Source organism: Kushneria sp. EE4 (assembly GCF_977968315.1).
On sequence record NZ_OZ386212.1, the window covers coordinates 1,401,469 to 1,416,656 of the forward strand.

At 59.4% G+C, this 15,188-nt stretch carries 15 protein-coding genes; 3 read left to right on the forward strand and 12 right to left on the reverse strand.

Going from position 1 to position 15,188, the window contains the following annotated elements; genetic code table 11:
- Positions 1-71: 71 nt before the first annotated feature.
- Genes ACXMYO_RS06470 through ACXMYO_RS06485 form a run of 4 tightly spaced genes read right to left on the reverse strand, consistent with a single transcriptional unit; the run spans position 72 to position 3,698 of the window.
- Positions 72-659 (reverse strand): hypoxanthine-guanine phosphoribosyltransferase, encoded by a 588-nt coding sequence (locus tag ACXMYO_RS06470; RefSeq protein ID WP_438767578.1) that lies wholly within the window; start codon positions 657-659, stop codon positions 72-74.
- Positions 652-1,935, reverse strand: coding sequence for a mechanosensitive ion channel family protein (locus ACXMYO_RS06475; RefSeq protein ID WP_457808167.1), 1,284 nt, complete (start codon positions 1,933-1,935; stop codon positions 652-654). The genes ACXMYO_RS06470 and ACXMYO_RS06475 overlap by 8 nt, the downstream gene beginning before the upstream one ends.
- A gap of 39 nt (positions 1,936-1,974) precedes the next feature.
- A complete protein-coding gene (gene nagZ, locus ACXMYO_RS06480; RefSeq protein WP_438767580.1) occupies positions 1,975-3,012 on the reverse strand; it encodes a beta-N-acetylhexosaminidase in 1,038 nt (345 codons plus the stop codon).
- The gene (locus ACXMYO_RS06485; protein ID WP_457808168.1) at positions 3,009-3,698 is read right to left on the reverse strand and encodes a TetR/AcrR family transcriptional regulator; all 690 of its coding nucleotides are present in this window, start codon (positions 3,696-3,698) and stop codon (positions 3,009-3,011) included. The genes nagZ and ACXMYO_RS06485 overlap by 4 nt, the downstream gene beginning before the upstream one ends.
- Positions 3,699-3,863: 165 nt before the next feature.
- Here ACXMYO_RS06485 and lexA point away from each other — a divergent pair, with 165 nt between their 5' ends.
- The gene (lexA, locus tag ACXMYO_RS06490; RefSeq protein ID WP_438767582.1) at positions 3,864-4,508 is read left to right on the forward strand and encodes a transcriptional repressor LexA; all 645 of its coding nucleotides are present in this window, start codon (positions 3,864-3,866) and stop codon (positions 4,506-4,508) included.
- Positions 4,509-4,538: 30 nt separating this feature from the next.
- Here the strand turns inward: lexA and ACXMYO_RS06495 are convergent, their stop codons facing one another.
- The 4 genes from ACXMYO_RS06495 to topA form a co-directional block, all read right to left on the reverse strand.
- A complete protein-coding gene (locus tag ACXMYO_RS06495) occupies positions 4,539-5,252 on the reverse strand; it encodes a lipopolysaccharide kinase InaA family protein (protein ID WP_457808169.1) in 714 nt (237 codons plus the stop codon).
- Positions 5,253-5,343: 91 nt separating this feature from the next.
- The gene (locus tag ACXMYO_RS06500) at positions 5,344-5,589 is read right to left on the reverse strand and encodes a hypothetical protein (protein WP_115852989.1); all 246 of its coding nucleotides are present in this window, start codon (positions 5,587-5,589) and stop codon (positions 5,344-5,346) included.
- Between the two features lie 89 nt (positions 5,590-5,678).
- On the reverse strand, positions 5,679-6,137 hold the full coding sequence (locus ACXMYO_RS06505; protein ID WP_457808170.1) for a DUF6586 family protein: 459 nt from the start codon (positions 6,135-6,137) through the stop codon (positions 5,679-5,681).
- Positions 6,134-8,803 carry a type I DNA topoisomerase gene (gene topA, locus ACXMYO_RS06510; protein ID WP_457808171.1) on the reverse strand — a complete coding sequence of 890 codons (2,670 nt, stop codon included), beginning with the start codon at positions 8,801-8,803 and terminating at the stop codon, positions 6,134-6,136. The genes ACXMYO_RS06505 and topA overlap by 4 nt, the downstream gene beginning before the upstream one ends.
- A 320-nt stretch (positions 8,804-9,123) precedes the next feature.
- Between topA and pyk the strand changes: the two genes are divergently transcribed.
- Positions 9,124-10,593 (forward strand): pyruvate kinase, encoded by a 1,470-nt coding sequence (gene pyk / locus ACXMYO_RS06515; protein ID WP_438767589.1) that lies wholly within the window; start codon positions 9,124-9,126, stop codon positions 10,591-10,593.
- A gap of 90 nt (positions 10,594-10,683) precedes the next feature.
- Here pyk and ACXMYO_RS06520 read toward each other — a convergent pair whose 3' ends face one another.
- Both ACXMYO_RS06520 and ACXMYO_RS06525 read right to left on the reverse strand, forming a co-directional pair.
- On the reverse strand, positions 10,684-11,616 hold the full coding sequence (locus tag ACXMYO_RS06520) for a hypothetical protein (protein WP_457808172.1): 933 nt from the start codon (positions 11,614-11,616) through the stop codon (positions 10,684-10,686).
- Entirely contained in the window at positions 11,616-12,239 is a 624-nt protein-coding gene (locus ACXMYO_RS06525; RefSeq protein WP_457808173.1) for an NUDIX hydrolase, read from the reverse strand. Before ACXMYO_RS06525 ends, ACXMYO_RS06520 begins: the two co-directional genes overlap by 1 nt.
- A gap of 125 nt (positions 12,240-12,364) precedes the next feature.
- On the opposite strand from ACXMYO_RS06525, the gene ACXMYO_RS06530 reads away from it, so the two are divergent.
- Positions 12,365-13,381 carry a zinc-binding alcohol dehydrogenase family protein gene (locus ACXMYO_RS06530; protein WP_457808174.1) on the forward strand — a complete coding sequence of 339 codons (1,017 nt, stop codon included), beginning with the start codon at positions 12,365-12,367 and terminating at the stop codon, positions 13,379-13,381.
- Between the two features lie 61 nt (positions 13,382-13,442).
- Here ACXMYO_RS06530 and msrQ read toward each other — a convergent pair whose 3' ends face one another.
- Complete coding sequence (gene msrQ, locus ACXMYO_RS06535) at positions 13,443-14,057, reverse strand: protein-methionine-sulfoxide reductase heme-binding subunit MsrQ (RefSeq protein ID WP_457808175.1); 615 nt, start codon at positions 14,055-14,057, stop codon at positions 13,443-13,445.
- Positions 14,057-15,067, reverse strand: a complete 1,011-nt coding sequence (msrP, locus tag ACXMYO_RS06540) for a protein-methionine-sulfoxide reductase catalytic subunit MsrP (protein WP_457808176.1) — start codon at positions 15,065-15,067, stop codon at positions 14,057-14,059. Before msrP ends, msrQ begins: the two co-directional genes overlap by 1 nt.
- Positions 15,068-15,188 lie beyond the last annotated feature (121 nt).

Consider the following 15,188-nt stretch of genomic DNA (forward strand, 5'->3'; position numbering starts at 1 on the left):
CGCATGCCACACGACAAGGGGCCAGCCATAATGGCCGGCCCCTTGTTTGTGACCAGAAAGCACTTTCGCAATCAAAGCCCGCGCGGTGCAAATATCCCCGGCGCGTTACGCCAGTAGCCCTTGTAGTCCATACCGAAACCAAACACGTAGCGGTCCTCGACCTCCAGACCGCCATAGTCCGCCTTGAGATCGGGAACGGCCTTGCGATCATGCATCTTTTCGACCAGCACGGCCGAGGAGACACTGGCCGCCCCCGCCTGCCGGCAATATTCCAGGATGGCGGCAAGCGTTGCGCCTTCATCCAGAATATCGTCCACGATGACCACGTGACGGCCCGCCATGGGCACCTCGGGCGAGACGCGCCAGAACAGCTCACCGCCGTGCAGGCCGCCGCGATAGCGTGTGGCGTGGAGATAATCCACCTCCAGCGGGAACCCCAGCCGCGTCAGTAGATGACCTGTTGTGATCAATCCGCCGTTCATGACGCAATAAAACACCGGCATGCTGTCAGAAAGTGACTGCGTCAATCGCTCGGCCATGTCGTCCAGTGCCCTTTCGACGGCAGGCAGATCGATCAGGCAGTCTGCCTCATCCATCAAAACCTTCATGTCGTTGTGATACTGGGCTATCTCGAGGTGACCATCGTGCTTTTCAGCCATCGCCATCTGACTCACTGTTGGGTTCGGTATCAAACGGGGCCTTTTGCCCCCTGTCCTTGTCCCGCGTCCGGCTTCTGGCCGCTGACCGGGCATTTTGAGAGGCGCTATCCTGCCGGGAATCCCCTTCGGTCTCAAGGTCATCCTGGCGCATGTTGTTGGCCAGGCGCACCTCATCGGGCACATAGACTCTTGATGCAGGCAGTGCCAGCTCCGCCTCATGGTGATAGATGATGTCGCGCACCTTGAGCAGGATGCGCTGTCGGGTCTCGTTGTAGCGCTGCCAGTCGGTGACACAGCTCAACGCATAGATCATCAGATTGAGCGAATAGTCACCGTACTGGTTGAAGTTCACCGTGATCAGCTCATCGCTATTGATCTCTTCATCCTGATCGAGCATCTCGCGTATGTCGCTGGTAATTGCTTCAATACAGTGCGCATCCTGATAGCGTACGCCGATGTTCTCCCAGATCAGGCGCGCCTCCATGCGCGATGGCGTTTCGATGGTAATTCGGCTGAACGCCGCATTGGGCACATAGATGGGCGGGCCGGCAAAGGTGCGGATACGGGTCAGACGCCAGCCGATGTCTTCGACGACGCCTTCGATTTCGCGGTCAGGAGAACGGATCCAGTGACCGACCTGAAAGGGCTTGTCCAGATGGATGACCATGCCCCCAAAGAAATTGGCCATGACGTCACGGGCAGCAAATCCAACCAGCAGACCGCCGGCACCGCCGACCGCCAGAATGCTGGACATGTCGACACCCAGTAACTGCATGGCCAGCAGCAGCACAACAATCAGGGTTACCGCACCTGAAATCTTGGTTACGGCCGAGGCCGTGGTCTGATCGACCGGGGTCGATTTCGAACTGCCGGGCGGGAAGACCAGACGCTGCTCGAGACGATGCATCAGGCGAACCTCGCCCCAGAAAAGCAGCAACAGGGTGATCATGCCAAAGGCCATCGCCATATAGCGACTGCCCCCCTCGAACTCGACTTCCTGAGCCACCAGCGTCAGGATCATGCACAGCGCCCCGCTCCACAGCCAGACCCTGAACGGGACCCGAAAGCCATGGACCAGCGCATCATCCCAGCGCCTCGGGCTGTGACGCAGACGACGCTCCAGACGGCGCAGCAGCAGGGCCGTTGTGATGTCGATGATGACGGTCAGAAGTGCCAGACCGATCAGCATGGTGGCCCAGCCCGGAATGGCGAAGAGCTGGTCCAGCCGGTCACGCATGCCAATGAGCAGTTGTCGCCAGAGTGCGGTCGCTTCCATAAGGCTGAGGCCCTTCAGGTCATCGAGTGCATTTGAGCGTCAATCGAGCTGTTGCAGTCGCTCACGTGTGCGCTGCCAGCGCGGCAGTGTCATGAGCGTTTCAAGCGTCAGACGCTCGCCGCTGAAATAGAGCCTGCTTAAACGCTGACGGCTCTCAGGCAGAGCGTTCCGGCACGCCAGCGCCTCACGGGCCCGGGCTGCCGCCTCGGCATCGTTGCATAAAAGCGCCAGATCACAGCCGGCATCCAGCGCGGCCATGACGCGCTCACCCGGCCCGCCTGCCATGGCTGCCCCTTCCATCGAGAGATCATCCGAGACGATTACGCCTTCAAAACCGATATCATGGCGCAGATAGGCAAGCCAGCGTCGCGAAAATCCGGCGGGCTGATCATCGATGTCGGTAAAGCGCACATGGGCCGGCATGACCCCGGTCAACCGACTCGCCAGAGCCCTGAAAGGGATCAGATCATGTGATTCAAGGGTCTCAAGCGTTCGGGTATCTTCAGGCATTACCAGATGGGAATCGAGCGTGACGCCGCCGTGGCCCGGGAAATGCTTGCCGATACCGGCCATGCCGGCCTCATCGAAGCCCTCGATAAAGGCACCGCCCAGCGCCGTTACATGCTCGGGGTCGTCGGAAAAGGCGCGATTGCCGATGGCCGGACAGCGGGCATCGTCGAGATCAAGCACCGGGGCAAAGGAAAAGTCTGCCCCGCAGGCGGCCATTTCCATGGCCAGCAGCCAGGCGGTATCCCGGGCAAGATCAAGTGCCTCATCGGGCGCCTGACGATAATATCGACCCAGCCGTGCCATGGGCGGCAGGTTGGTAACACCGTTGCGTAGACGCTGAACCCGCCCGCCTTCCTGATCGATGCCGATCACGATATTCGAACGGCACTGGCGAATGTCGTCACACAGCTGTCGCATCTGCTCGGGTGATTCGACGTTACGGGCAAAGAGAATAATTCCCCCCACCGACGGATGCGATAGCCAGGCCCGCTCGGTGTCGTCCAGACGCGTGCCCTGCACATCGCACATGAGAGGCCCGCCGAAGGTATCAGCCCGGGAATCGGTCATGAATGCGTTCCTGTTCTGGGATGAGAAATGACATGACTGCCTGGTGAACAATCAGCATCGGTCACGGGGGCCCGCAGGGCATGCAGCGCCACCGGTTTTAAACGCCGGGACAGCTCCCGGATCGTAATGCGCTGATGATAGTCATGCTCGGCAATATCGCGCAGGGTGTTGAGCCCGGAAAGCGTAAAGATGACCGAGCCCAGCATGAAATGCAGCCGCCAGAAACGCTCGTCATCGGCCAGTTCCGGCGTGGCCTGTCTGAGCAGCTTCAAAAAACGCGAAAAGATGGTGCCATAACGGCTGCGAAGCTCGTCACGAAGATGGCGCTGCGCCTGTGAGTAGGCAAGCCCCAATAGCTTCATGAAGGTTTTCAGATCGTGATTGTTGGAGGGCATCTCCAGCACGCTGGCAAAAAGCGTATCGAGCAGCCTTTCAAGGTCCGAGCCCGCCTCTTCGGCCTCCAGCCCATCCAGGCGCCGATGAAGATCGGCGCTGAACGGATCCAGATATCGACAGAATACCGCCTGAATCAGCGCCTGCTTGGAGCCGAAGTGATAGTTGACAGCGGCCAGGTTAACTTCGGCCCGTCCGGTAATACGACGCAGCGAAGTCTCGGAAAAGCCGTGTTCGGCAAACAGGACTTCGGCCGCATCAAGGATTCGGGTCACGGTATCGGATGGCACCATGGAAAATATCGGTTCTCTGTCATGAAAATAAAACGTACAGGCCAGTCCCTGATGGTAGCACCATTGCGGCCCGTCACCTGCACCTGCGACAGTATCGAAGCGCTTGCATTGATCTGATGACTGGATACAATCACATACTGTATACATCAACAATGGCCACTGCACATGACACGACCGTTGACCGCACGCCAACAGGCCGTATTCGATTTCATTGCCAGGACCATCAGTGAGCTCGGCTATCCGCCCACGCGCGCCGAAATCGCCGGTGCCCTGGGGTTTCGATCGCCCAACGCTGCTGAAGAGCACCTGCGCGCCCTGCGCAAAAAGGGTGTCATCGAAATGATTCCCGGAACGTCGCGCGGCATTCGTATTTCACACCAGGAACCGGTCGGTCAGGAACAGGAAAGTCTCATAACGGGACTGCCCGTGATCGGCGAAGTGGCCGCCGGCAGCCCGATTCTTGCCGCCGAGCATATCTCGCGCTACTGTCCGATGCCTGCCGATTTTTTCAATCCGGGCGCGGACTATCTGCTTCGCGTACGCGGTCTTTCCATGCGCGATGCCGGCATTCTGGATGGTGATCTGCTGGCCGTCCACCGTACACACGATGCTCGCGACGGGCAGATCGTCGTGGCTCGACTGGGCGACGATGTGACGGTCAAGCGGTTCAAGCGCCAGGGCAGTATCGTCAGCCTGATTGCCGAAAATCCCGAGTTTGAGCCCATCACGATCGATCTGACCCAGCAGGGTCTGGATATCGAGGGCGTCGGCGTCGGCGTCATACGCGGCGGTGATGGCAACAGCCTTTAAACGACATTATTGCTTTTTACGGGGGTGCGCCTACGGGCGCGCCTGGCGCTGTCTTGGCAGCATCAGCCGGGCCCGGTCCAGCGTAATGCCTGACGCCTGGTAGATATCCATCATCAGATGGCACTCCTCATCACGCATCCCCATCGGTCGAGCGTCACCAAAAAGGCGCGTCAGATCGCGCATGGCCGCCAGACGCTTTGACGGGCGGCGCTGACATTTTTCCAGATCCACCAGCGCAGTACTGCCACTGCCGTCCTCATCCAGACGCACCAAAACTTCCTTGGGATAGAGATGGCCATGCTTGTAATTACTGCGGTGCAGTCTGACAAGATTGTTCGCCAGCGCCGTGAATATCGTCGCACGCTGCTCAGGTGCATGAGCATCAGCCTTGAGCATCGCCTGAAGGCTTTGATACCCCAGTAGCGCTTCGGTCACCATCACGGCCTGCCAGCCCTGACCACTTTTTCTGGCCTTGAAAAATACCGGCGGCGGCGCATTCACCCCCAGTGCCTGACAGCGCTTGAGCCCCTGCCATTCACGCACCGTGGTAGGCCGGCCCAGCGGATAGCGCAGACTGTGAAACAGATGACCGTGCTGAATCTTGACGTAATAGGCAGGCCCCCCTGGGTCGGGGCTGACAAATCGGACGCCGCTGAGGCCGCCCTTGCGTTCGTTGGGAGGCTCTACCCATTCTCCTGGCGCTTGCCACCAGAAGTCAAAATCACTCTGCAAGGTCTCTGACATAACGATCAATTCCGGATTTTTCAGACATGTGGTCCTGAAACGACGATACCCGCACATGGACGGGTATCGAACCAATCAAAAAAAGAGCGGCTTAATGGATCGCGGCAGGCTCGGGTGCGTCAGCGGCGTCATCTTCATCCGCCAGTACCGAGCGCGAGATCAGATGATCAAGCATCTCACGGGCAACATCAAAGCGATGGTGACGCAAAAGCTCAAGCGTCTGGGACGAAAAACGAATGCTGGCCAGCGGTTCGTTTTTATCGTCACTGTCGGCGGCACGCAGCACAAACTGACCGTCCTCGAGCTCAACGATTTCAAATACGGCAGCTTCAGTCATGAGCCACCTCATCAAGCCGATCAGCGGATAACATTAACGCAATGTTAAGTCTCTCTGATGGCGATGTCACGTTCATTGAATACAAGAAATTACCACTCATAACTGGTTTCACGGAGTCTGGGGAGCAGGGCTCGAAATTCATCAAGACAGGTTGCAAGCCCTTGCGACAGAGGCGGGCTCTGACTGGAAGCAATCATGTTGTCATGTCGGCGAAGCTGTGCCGCGCCGCTTTCATCATGGAGGCGGTCCAGCAGCTGTAAAAGCCGGGCAAGCCAGCTTTCCGGCTGCGACATGAGCGCTCGAAGCAGTTCGATTTCGGCCACCGGCGCCGGTGGTTGATCAAGCACCGTACGCCAGTGCATGGCAGGCCAGCGGCAGGTATGCGCAATCTCCTTGATCACGCTTTCAAGCGCCATTTCGATCATCGAAAGCACGCCCTCTTCAAGGGCGCGTCGTCTGGCATCGGCGTGTTCATCGTGACCTGCCGGCTGCTCAAGCAGCAGCATGGCCTGATAGAGCAGCTGGTTGGTTCGTCCCTGATGGCTCATGAGGCCTGCTTCCCTGCCTTGCTCCCCTTTTTGGCACCACTTCCCTTTCGATTGTCTTCAACCTGCCATTGCTTGCCATCCCACTGCGCCTTCCAGCCGGTTGCCTTGCCTTCCGCCTCGGTAAGCACGAACTGGCTTTTGGTCTTGCGCGAAAATCGGATCTGCACCGGATGGCCATCCGGGTCGTGATCGGGTGCTTTCAGAAGAAAATGATACTTCTCGGGCAGTGCCCCGGCATGGGGCCTGATCTCGCTGACCAGTGGCGGGCGCGTTTCACGATTTTTCGGAAACTGGCTGGCGGCCAGAAACAGGCCACTGGCGCCATCACGCAGCACGTAATGGTCATCCACCTTTTGACAGATCAGCTCCGGCATTGGAATCGGATCCATCTTGGGCGGTGCCGGCTCGCCGCTTTTCAAAAGCTTGCGCGTATTTTTGCAGTCTTCACTGGTACAGGCGAAATACTTGCCGAACCGCCCCGAACGCAGCTGCATTTCCGAGCCACACTTGTCACATTCGATGGTCGGGCCTTCATAGCCCTTGATGCGAAAGTGCCCCTCCTCGATCTCGTAGTAGCCATCATCATCGTTGCTGAGGTGGAGCTTGCGCGTCTCATCGATGAGATAGCTGTCCATGGCCGTGCCGGTATTCGGGTTACGGCGCTTGGCGCGCAGGGCATCGGTTTCGGCATTGTCATCGGCATCGGCAGGGACGGCTTCATCGCCGGGCAACAGATCGATGGTGGTCTTGCAGCGCTCCTTGGGCGGCAGGTTGTACCCCGAACAGCCCAGAAAGACACCGGTCGAGGCGATGCGAATCTGCATGGCTCGACCACAGGCCGGGCACTGGATATCGGTTTCCACCGGCTGATTGGGGCGCATGCCCTCCTCGCCCTCGGCATGCTCAAGCCTTGCACGAAAATCGCCATAGAAGCTGTTAAGCAGCTCGCGCCAGTCGCGTTCACCGTCGGCGACATGGTCGAGCTCGTCTTCCATGCGCGCCGTAAAGCCATAATCCAGCAGATCCTGAAAGGACTCTGTCAGCCGGTCAGTGACGATCTCACCGAGTTTCTCGGCATAGAACCGGCGGCTGTCCAGCTTGGCATAGCCACGCTCCTGAATCGTGGAGATGATCGCGGCATAGGTCGAGGGCCGGCCAATACCGCGCTTTTCAAGCTCCTTGACCAGACTGGCCTCGGTATAGCGGGCGGTCGGCTTGGTAAAATGCTGCTTCGGTTCGAGCGTTTTGAGTTCAAGACGCTCGCCCTTGCCCAGATCCGGCAGCTGCTGATCCTCTTCTTTTCTGGAGGAAGGCTTGAGTACTCGGGTGTAGCCATCAAATCGCAGCACCCGCCCCTTGGCACGCAGCTCAAAGCCTTCCACTTCGACGGTCAGCGTGGTCGACAGATACTGTGCCGGCACCATCTGACAGGCCAGAAACTGACGCCAGATCAGCTCATAAAGACGCTCGGCGTCACGCTCCATGCTGCCGAGATCGTCCGCCCGGCGATGAGCGTCGGTCGGTCGGATCGCCTCGTGCGCTTCCTGAGCCCCGGCCTTGCTGGAGTAGATATTGGGCGCATCAGGCAGGTAGTCACTGCCCATTTCCGATTCCACGTAGTCGCGCGCCATGGTGATGGCATCCGCCGACAGGTTGGTCGAATCGGTACGCATATAGGTAATAAAGCCTGCTTCATACAAACGCTGCGCCAGGGTCATGGTCTTTTTGACCGAGAACCCAAGACGGCCGCTGGCCGCCTGCTGCAGGGTAGAGGTAATAAAGGGCGCGCCCGGCTTGCTCGACGTCGGGCGATCCTCGCGCCCGGTAATGACGTAATCGGCCGTTTTCAGCGGCGCGATCAACGAAGTGGTTTGTGACTCGCTGACAGGGCGAAAGGCCTCGCCGTTGAGCCGCGCCACTTCAAAGCGCACGTTATCACCGCTATCGGCCTCCAGATCGGCGTGAACGTCCCAGAACTCCTCGGGCGTAAAGGCGCGAATCTCGCGCTCTCGCTCGACGATCAGACGCACCGCAACCGACTGAACGCGACCTGCCGACAGGCCTCGTGCCACCTTGTTCCAGAGCAGCGGCGAGACCATAAACCCCACGACACGGTCGAGAAAGCGTCGGGCCTGCTGGGCATGAACCCGATCCAGCTTGAGTTCGCCGGGCGTCTCGAACGCCTGGGCGATGGCGTTTTTGGTAATCTCGTTGAACACCACGCGGCGATAGCGCGACTCGTCGCCGCCGATGGTTTCGCGCAGGTGCCAGGCAATGGCTTCCCCTTCGCGGTCAAGGTCGGTGGCGAGATAGACGGCGTCCGCCTTCTCGGCGAGCTTTTTGAGCTCATCGACGACCTTTTCCTTGCCCGGCAGTATCTCGTAGTTCGCCTGCCAGTCGTTTTCAGGATCAACGCCCATGCGGCGGATCAGCTGATCATGGCTTTTGCGCTTTTTGTAGACCGCCTTTTCTTCGGCAGACATCTTGCGTGTGGCAGCGGCCTGGCGCGCACGCTCGGAAGGGTCCGTGGCGTTTTTGCCACTACCACTGGTCGGCAGATCACGAATATGACCCACGCTCGATTTCACGATGAAATCGTTGCCGAGGTACTTGTTGATGGTCTTGGCCTTGGCCGGCGACTCGACGATCACCAGTGACTTGCCCATAGATCTCCGTCTCTTTTGCCGGTCCTGCCGGCACTGTCATGTCAGAAAAGCGGCGTGCGTGAGCGTCCGTTGGCCCGGACGGGTTCAGACACCCTGAAAATGCGACTACCCTACCCTGGCCTTATCCATGGCGCCACCGGATAAAAAACGGTGCACGACAACGACCTTTCATCACCAACGGCCCTGTGGCATTGCGTGACGCACTGAACACCTCGACATTGTCCGGGGTGTCATCAAGACTTTGGCGTGTAGCCGTCGCACCCGAAGGGGTGAAGAAGGTATAGTGAAACCATCCAGACACCGCATCAGGAGAATGCTTCATGACGAAAGCGACCGCCGGTCCGATTCGCCGCACCAAGATTGTCGCCACCCTTGGCCCTGCCAGTGACAAGGAAGGCGTCCTCGATGCCATGGTGCATGCGGGCGTTGATGTCGTTCGAATCAACTTCTCCCACGGCAGCGCCGAAGACCACCGTCGCCGGGTAGTGGCCGTGCGTGAAGCGGCCAAAAGGCAACAGCGCAACGTCGCCATTCTGGGTGACCTGCAGGGCCCGAAAATTCGTGTAGCTCGTTTTGCCAACGGCTCGGTCGAGCTTGAAAACGGCCATGACTTCGCCCTTGACGTGAACCTGGGTCGCGATGAAGGCGATGAGCACCAGGTCGGCTGTGACTATAAGGAACTTCCCGATGACGTCGAAAGCGGCGATGTACTGCTGCTTGACGATGGCCGCGTCGTGCTGGAAGTCAAGCGCGTCGATGGTGGGCGTATCGAATGTAGTGTCAAGGTTGGGGGCAAGCTCTCCAATAACAAGGGCATCAACAAACAGGGTGGCGGCCTGTCGGCAGCAGCATTGACCGACAAGGACCGTGAGGACATGAAAACCGCCATCGACCTGGAAGTCGATTTCCTTGCGGTGTCCTTTCCGCGCTCCGGTGCCGATATGCAACTGGCACGCGATCTGCTTGGAGAGGCCGGCAAGAACATCGCCCTGGTCGCCAAGGTCGAACGCGCCGAAGCCGTGGCCGATGAAGCCACCCTCGATGAAATCATCATTGCCTCTGACGCCGTCATGGTCGCTCGCGGCGATCTCGGCGTTGAGATCGGTGACGCGCAGCTCATCGGTGTCCAGAAGCGCATGATTGCCCGCGCCCGTACGCTCAACCGCGCGGTCATCACGGCAACACAGATGATGGAATCGATGATCGAATCGCCGCTGCCGACACGCGCCGAGGTCTTTGACGTGGCCAACGCGGTGCTTGATGGCACCGATGCCGTCATGCTGTCCGCTGAAACGGCCGCCGGCAGCTACCCGGTCGAAACCATCGAAGCAATGGATCGCTGCTGCATGGGTGCCGAGCGCGAGCGCGCCGCCCAGGAATCCAAGCATCGCATGGCAGATGAGTTCCACCGCATCGATGAAACCGTGGCCCTGTCGGCCATGTACGCGGCCAACCATCTCGAGGGCGTGGCAGCCATCGCCTGTCTCACCGAGACCGGCTATACCCCGCTGATCGCCTCGCGCATTCGCTCCGGTCTGCCCATCGTTGCGCTGTCGTCGCACCCGCGCACGCTGCGTCGCATGGCACTCTACCGCGGCGTGTTTGCCATCGAATTCAATACCGATGACATGCCCAATGCCGAGGTCAACCAGCGCGCCGTCTCCGAGCTCGAAAAGCGCGCACTGGCCAATCCGGGCGACTACGTCATCCTCACACGCGGTGACCACGTCAGCGCTCAGGGCGGCACCAATGCCATGAAGATCGTCCAGGTCGGCGAACACATCGGCTGAAAGTCGCTGTGTAACTTTTGATCTGCTTAAAAAGGCCTTCATTTGAAGGCCTTTTCTGTTTTCAGCTTCCGGGTACTCTCTCTGCGTTGATCAGCCTTCAAGACCCAGTATCCACCCTTCAAGATGGCGTGCCACGGGCGAAAGCGTCGATGACGCCGGCAGATGCCCCTCTACTACCGCAATCATCATCAAAAGCCCCAGCATGGCATCAAAGGCATCTTCGTCGTCGGCGCGCTCACCAAATCCCGAAACAACGGATGCTTTCGCCTGCCCGTCCCACACGATAGGAAGCCCGCTTTCAAACAGGGCCTTTCCAGCCTCGACGCGATCAACCTGACGCCGCTTGCTCTGGCGTGGCGACAGCTCATTTTTCATCAGTCGCGCCGCCAGCGTCGGCCAGGTCTCGCACAATATGCAGTGATTCTCTTGCGCCAACGCAGCCAGCGTCCCATCAAAGGGCCAGAGTGCCGCACCCTGATCAAGCGCCGGTATGATGACTTCACGCCACCCGGCCTGAGCCGCCTTGCCCACCTGATTGGCCCCCAGCGTCCAGAACAGTGGACAGGGTTTGCGCCCAGACATGTCTCGTTCGCACGCCCGACGCAGCGCATCAAAACTCTCTACCTGAAGTGCCCGGGTCAGATCCGACTGTTTTATCCCCTTGCTGGCGCGGCGAGGATAAAAGGGGCGCGTCAGCGATATCTCTTCCGGCGTGGCGGCCGTATCAAAAAACTGCCGCCAGCGCGTCTCCTTCAGCGTCCCGAGCCAGGCTCTGAAATCCGTCACCCCGACCCGGGTGGCCCACTGCTCGGGCACCCCGATCGGGAAATCGAATCCGGCAAGCGTTGTGCCGTGCGCAGGCGAGAGCAAAACATCGTCACGCCAGGTCTCGATATCCCGGATGCGAACCGGGTCACTGATGTGCCATTGACCCTCGATACGCCGTGCCTGAGCGCACCAGCGCTTTAAGGACGACAGGCTCCAGTCGGCATGCAACAGCCGATCGATTCCGGGAAGGGCCATCAGTCGCTGTAGATCCCCGCCGCACCGGACGTCGCAAACGCCCAGCACTCGTGAATATCGACCGGCAGCGTTCGCCCCTCGGACAGCGGCGGCAGATCGTCGAGATCGAAGAATTCGGCCGCATCGGTTTCATTGTTGGGGATAAACTCACCGCCCTCGTGCGTACAGACATAAAAGAGCTTGTAGATGTGATCCGGTGAATAGTAGGCGTAAGGATGAAGACTGCGATCCTTGAGCATGGCCAGTCGCGGCCGGCTTGCGCGATGACCGGACTCCTCGAAAATTTCCTTTAACACGCCTTCACTGGGGCCTTCGTTAACATCCGCCCAGCCGCCGGGCAGCGTCCAGAGCCCGTCCTTGATTTCGCGAACCAGCAGCACGCGGCCGTGATCATCAAAAACGGCGCCGCGGACATCCACCTTGGGCGTGGCATACCCGCGATCAGGAATGATCAAATTTTCTATCCTTTCGATGGGCACATCACCAAGCACGGCAAACATCTGATTGGTCAGCGCCTCGAGCTGGCGATAGCGCTCCATCTCATATTTGTTGTCGGTATAGGTCTGCCCGGTCTGGGCAATGGATCGGAGTTCCTTTGCAAAGGCTAGCCAGTCATGTGTCATACGTTTCTCTCGCTTGCCGTGTTGCCCGTACTGCGACTGGCATCGGCTGTCATCATGGTCCAGATTGGTGGCTGATATTCTAGTGGATGACGCATGAGCATGCGTTCGTTAATCAAGGAGAGACCATGAAAGCCATTGCGACACGCGGCGCCAGCGACATCAACGCGCCCGGTGCCTTTGAAGCCATCGACATCGAGCGTCCCTCCCCCGAAGGGGAAGACGTTCTGGTGCGTATCGAGGCCATCTCGGTCAACCCGGTGGATACCAAGGTTCGCGCCGGGGCGCTGGGCGACATCAAGGCGCCCACTGTCCTTGGCTGGGATGCCACCGGCATCGTCGAGGCGGTCGGAGACCACGTCAGCGGCCTGAAAGTGGGCGAGCGCATTTATTACTCGGGCGAGGTCAATCGTCCCGGCTGTAACGCCGAATACCAGCTGATCGATTCCCGCCTAGTGGCGCGAGCGCCACAAACGCTCGATGTCGAGGAAATTGCGGCCATGCCGCTGACAGCACTTACGGCGTGGGAGGCGCTGTTTGACAAGCTGCGACTGGCACAGGACACCAGCGACCACGGTGACCAGACGCTTTTGATCATCAATGGCGCCGGCGGCGTGGGCTCCATTGCCATCCAGATGGCGCGTCAGCTCACCGGCATTCGCGTGATTGCCACCGCCTCGCGCGATCAGTCAGTGCATTGGTGTCGCGAAATGGGGGCCCACGACGTGGTGGACCACCATGATCTGGTCAACGAACTCAAACGACTCGACCTTGAAAACGTCGACTACATCTTCAACTGCCATGACATCGGCGTGCACTGGGACAACATGGTCTCGCTGATCAAACCGCTCGGCGAGATCGTGGCGATTGCCGAAACGAAACAGCAGGTAGATCTCAACGCCCTGCAGGGCAAGGCCGCCACCTTTCACTGGGAGTTCATGTTTGCCCGCCCCCTGCACGACGTACAGCGCGAACAGCAGGGCGCGGCGCTGGCCACCCTGGCGCGGTTGCTCGATGAAGGTCGCCTGCGCAGCACGCTGGGCGAAATCGTCGGCCCCCTCAACGTCGAGAACCTGACGCGCGCGCATCAAATGCTGGAAGAGGGTCACACCATCGGTAAGCTGGTGCTGACCGCCATGGACTGACGCTGAGGGTATCCTTGATACAAAAAAGCGCCGGCCCTGAGGCCGGCGCTTTTTCGCCATACTATCGCGTACCGGCGACACTGCCACGCCGCGGCCGAACTCGGCCCAGCGCCCGTGAGATCACGGGAATTCGAAGGATCATCAGTACGGCACCGGCGAGTGCGTAGCCGCTCCACTGCGCCATATCGGCCCGCACGACCCAGAAAAAGTGCAAAAGCACCAGTGCCAGAGCGATATAGACAATCCGGTGCAGGAACTTCCAGCGTTTGCCCAGTCGCTTCATCGAGTAGCGATTGGAGGTCACCGCCAGCGCCAGCAGCATCAAAAGCGCGACGAAACCCACGATGATGTAGGGACGCCGCTGAAGATCGGCCCCCAGCGCTGCGAAATCAAGCCCCAGTATAAACAGCAGATAGCTGGTCAGATGCAGCACGCCGTAGCTGAAGGCCCAGAGTCCCAGCTGGCGCCGGATCACGGCAAACCCTTTCCAGCGCGTCAGCTTCATCAGCGGCGTGAGGCTCAGCGTCACCAATAGCAGAATCAATGCACACTGGCCGAAATTGAGCAGCAGATACTGCCCGGGCTCGGGGCCGGCCTGCCCGGCCGCCACCTGAAAAGCCCACCAGAGAAACGGCAGCAGCGCCGCCATAAACACCGCACATCGCCAGAGTCGCATCAAAAATACTTCCGCAGGTCCATGCCCTTGTAAAGAGAAGCCACCTCGTCACCATAGCCGTTGAACATCTGCGTATCGATCATGTTGGTACTGAACAGACTGTTGGGCAGGCGACGCTCGCGCGCCTGACTCCAGCGCGGGTGATCCACGTCCGGATTCACATTGGAGTAAAAGCCGTATTCGTTGGCATTGATGGTCGGCCAGGCCGTTGACGGCTGCTCCTTCACCAGCGAGATACGAACGATCGACTTGATGCTCTTGAACCCGTATTTCCAGGGCACTACCAGGCGCGCGGGGGCACCGTTCTGATTGGGCAGCACTCGCCCGTACATGCCCACGCTCAAAATGGTTAACGGGTGCATCGCCTCGTCCATGCGCAGCCCTTCCTGATAGGGCCAGTCGATCAGGCCAAACCGTGAACGCTGTCCCGGCATTTCCTCCGGCCGCATCAGGGTCTGAAAACGCACAAACTTTGCATCGCTGGTCGGCTCGGCGCGCTTGATGATCTCGGAAAGCGGCACCCCGAGCCAGGGAATGACCATCGACCAGGCTTCGACGCAGCGCAGCCGATAGATACGCTCTTCAAGCTGTTGCTCACCCAGCAGCTGGTCCATATCCAGTGTCCCGGGTCTGGCCACCTCGCCGTCGATCTCGATGGTCCAGGGCTCGGTGGTCATGGCGCCGGCGTTTTTGTAGGGGTCGTCCTTGCTGGTACCGAATTCGAAAAAGTTGTTGTAGTGCGTGGCGTCATTAAACGGCGTGAGCTTGTCACCTTCCCCCGGCGTCACCGCCTTCCAGTTCGCCCTTTCAAGGCGCGAGGCAAACCATTGCGGGCCACTGCCCTGCTCGACATCGTCATATTGAGACGCCGCCCAGGCACCTTTCGGCAGGGCTGCTGCCATGCCAAGACCTGCCACACCCGCCATGAAGTGTCGGCGTGCGTGATAGACCGACTCCGAGGTAACCTCGTTTTCACCAATATGGTGACGCTTTCGTGTCCTGATCAGCATGACGCTCTCCACTTGTCGGCCGTTATGGTTACTGACCGTTACGCAGCGAAATAGTTTCCGCCCGGGGTGGGCGACAAGGACTACAGAGACAACTGCGCCCGGCAGTGCCGGGCGCGATGAA

Coding starts and splice junctions, on each gene's coding strand:
- ACXMYO_RS06470 (WP_438767578.1), bottom strand. CDS start 659: ATGGCTGAAAAGCACGATGGTCACCTCGAGATAGCCCAGTATCACAAC.
- ACXMYO_RS06475 (WP_457808167.1), bottom strand. CDS start 1,935: ATGGAAGCGACCGCACTCTGGCGACAACTGCTCATTGGCATGCGTGAC.
- nagZ (WP_438767580.1), bottom strand. CDS start 3,012: ATGACCGATTCCCGGGCTGATACCTTCGGCGGGCCTCTCATGTGCGAT.
- ACXMYO_RS06485 (WP_457808168.1), bottom strand. CDS start 3,698: ATGGTGCCATCCGATACCGTGACCCGAATCCTTGATGCGGCCGAAGTC.
- lexA (WP_438767582.1), top strand. CDS start 3,864: ATGACACGACCGTTGACCGCACGCCAACAGGCCGTATTCGATTTCATT.
- ACXMYO_RS06495 (WP_457808169.1), bottom strand. CDS start 5,252: ATGTCAGAGACCTTGCAGAGTGATTTTGACTTCTGGTGGCAAGCGCCA.
- ACXMYO_RS06500 (WP_115852989.1), bottom strand. CDS start 5,589: ATGACTGAAGCTGCCGTATTTGAAATCGTTGAGCTCGAGGACGGTCAG.
- ACXMYO_RS06505 (WP_457808170.1), bottom strand. CDS start 6,137: ATGAGCCATCAGGGACGAACCAACCAGCTGCTCTATCAGGCCATGCTG.
- topA (WP_457808171.1), bottom strand. CDS start 8,803: ATGGGCAAGTCACTGGTGATCGTCGAGTCGCCGGCCAAGGCCAAGACC.
- pyk (WP_438767589.1), top strand. CDS start 9,124: ATGACGAAAGCGACCGCCGGTCCGATTCGCCGCACCAAGATTGTCGCC.
- ACXMYO_RS06520 (WP_457808172.1), bottom strand. CDS start 11,616: ATGGCCCTTCCCGGAATCGATCGGCTGTTGCATGCCGACTGGAGCCTG.
- ACXMYO_RS06525 (WP_457808173.1), bottom strand. CDS start 12,239: ATGACACATGACTGGCTAGCCTTTGCAAAGGAACTCCGATCCATTGCC.
- ACXMYO_RS06530 (WP_457808174.1), top strand. CDS start 12,365: ATGAAAGCCATTGCGACACGCGGCGCCAGCGACATCAACGCGCCCGGT.
- msrQ (WP_457808175.1), bottom strand. CDS start 14,057: ATGCGACTCTGGCGATGTGCGGTGTTTATGGCGGCGCTGCTGCCGTTT.
- msrP (WP_457808176.1), bottom strand. CDS start 15,067: ATGCTGATCAGGACACGAAAGCGTCACCATATTGGTGAAAACGAGGTT.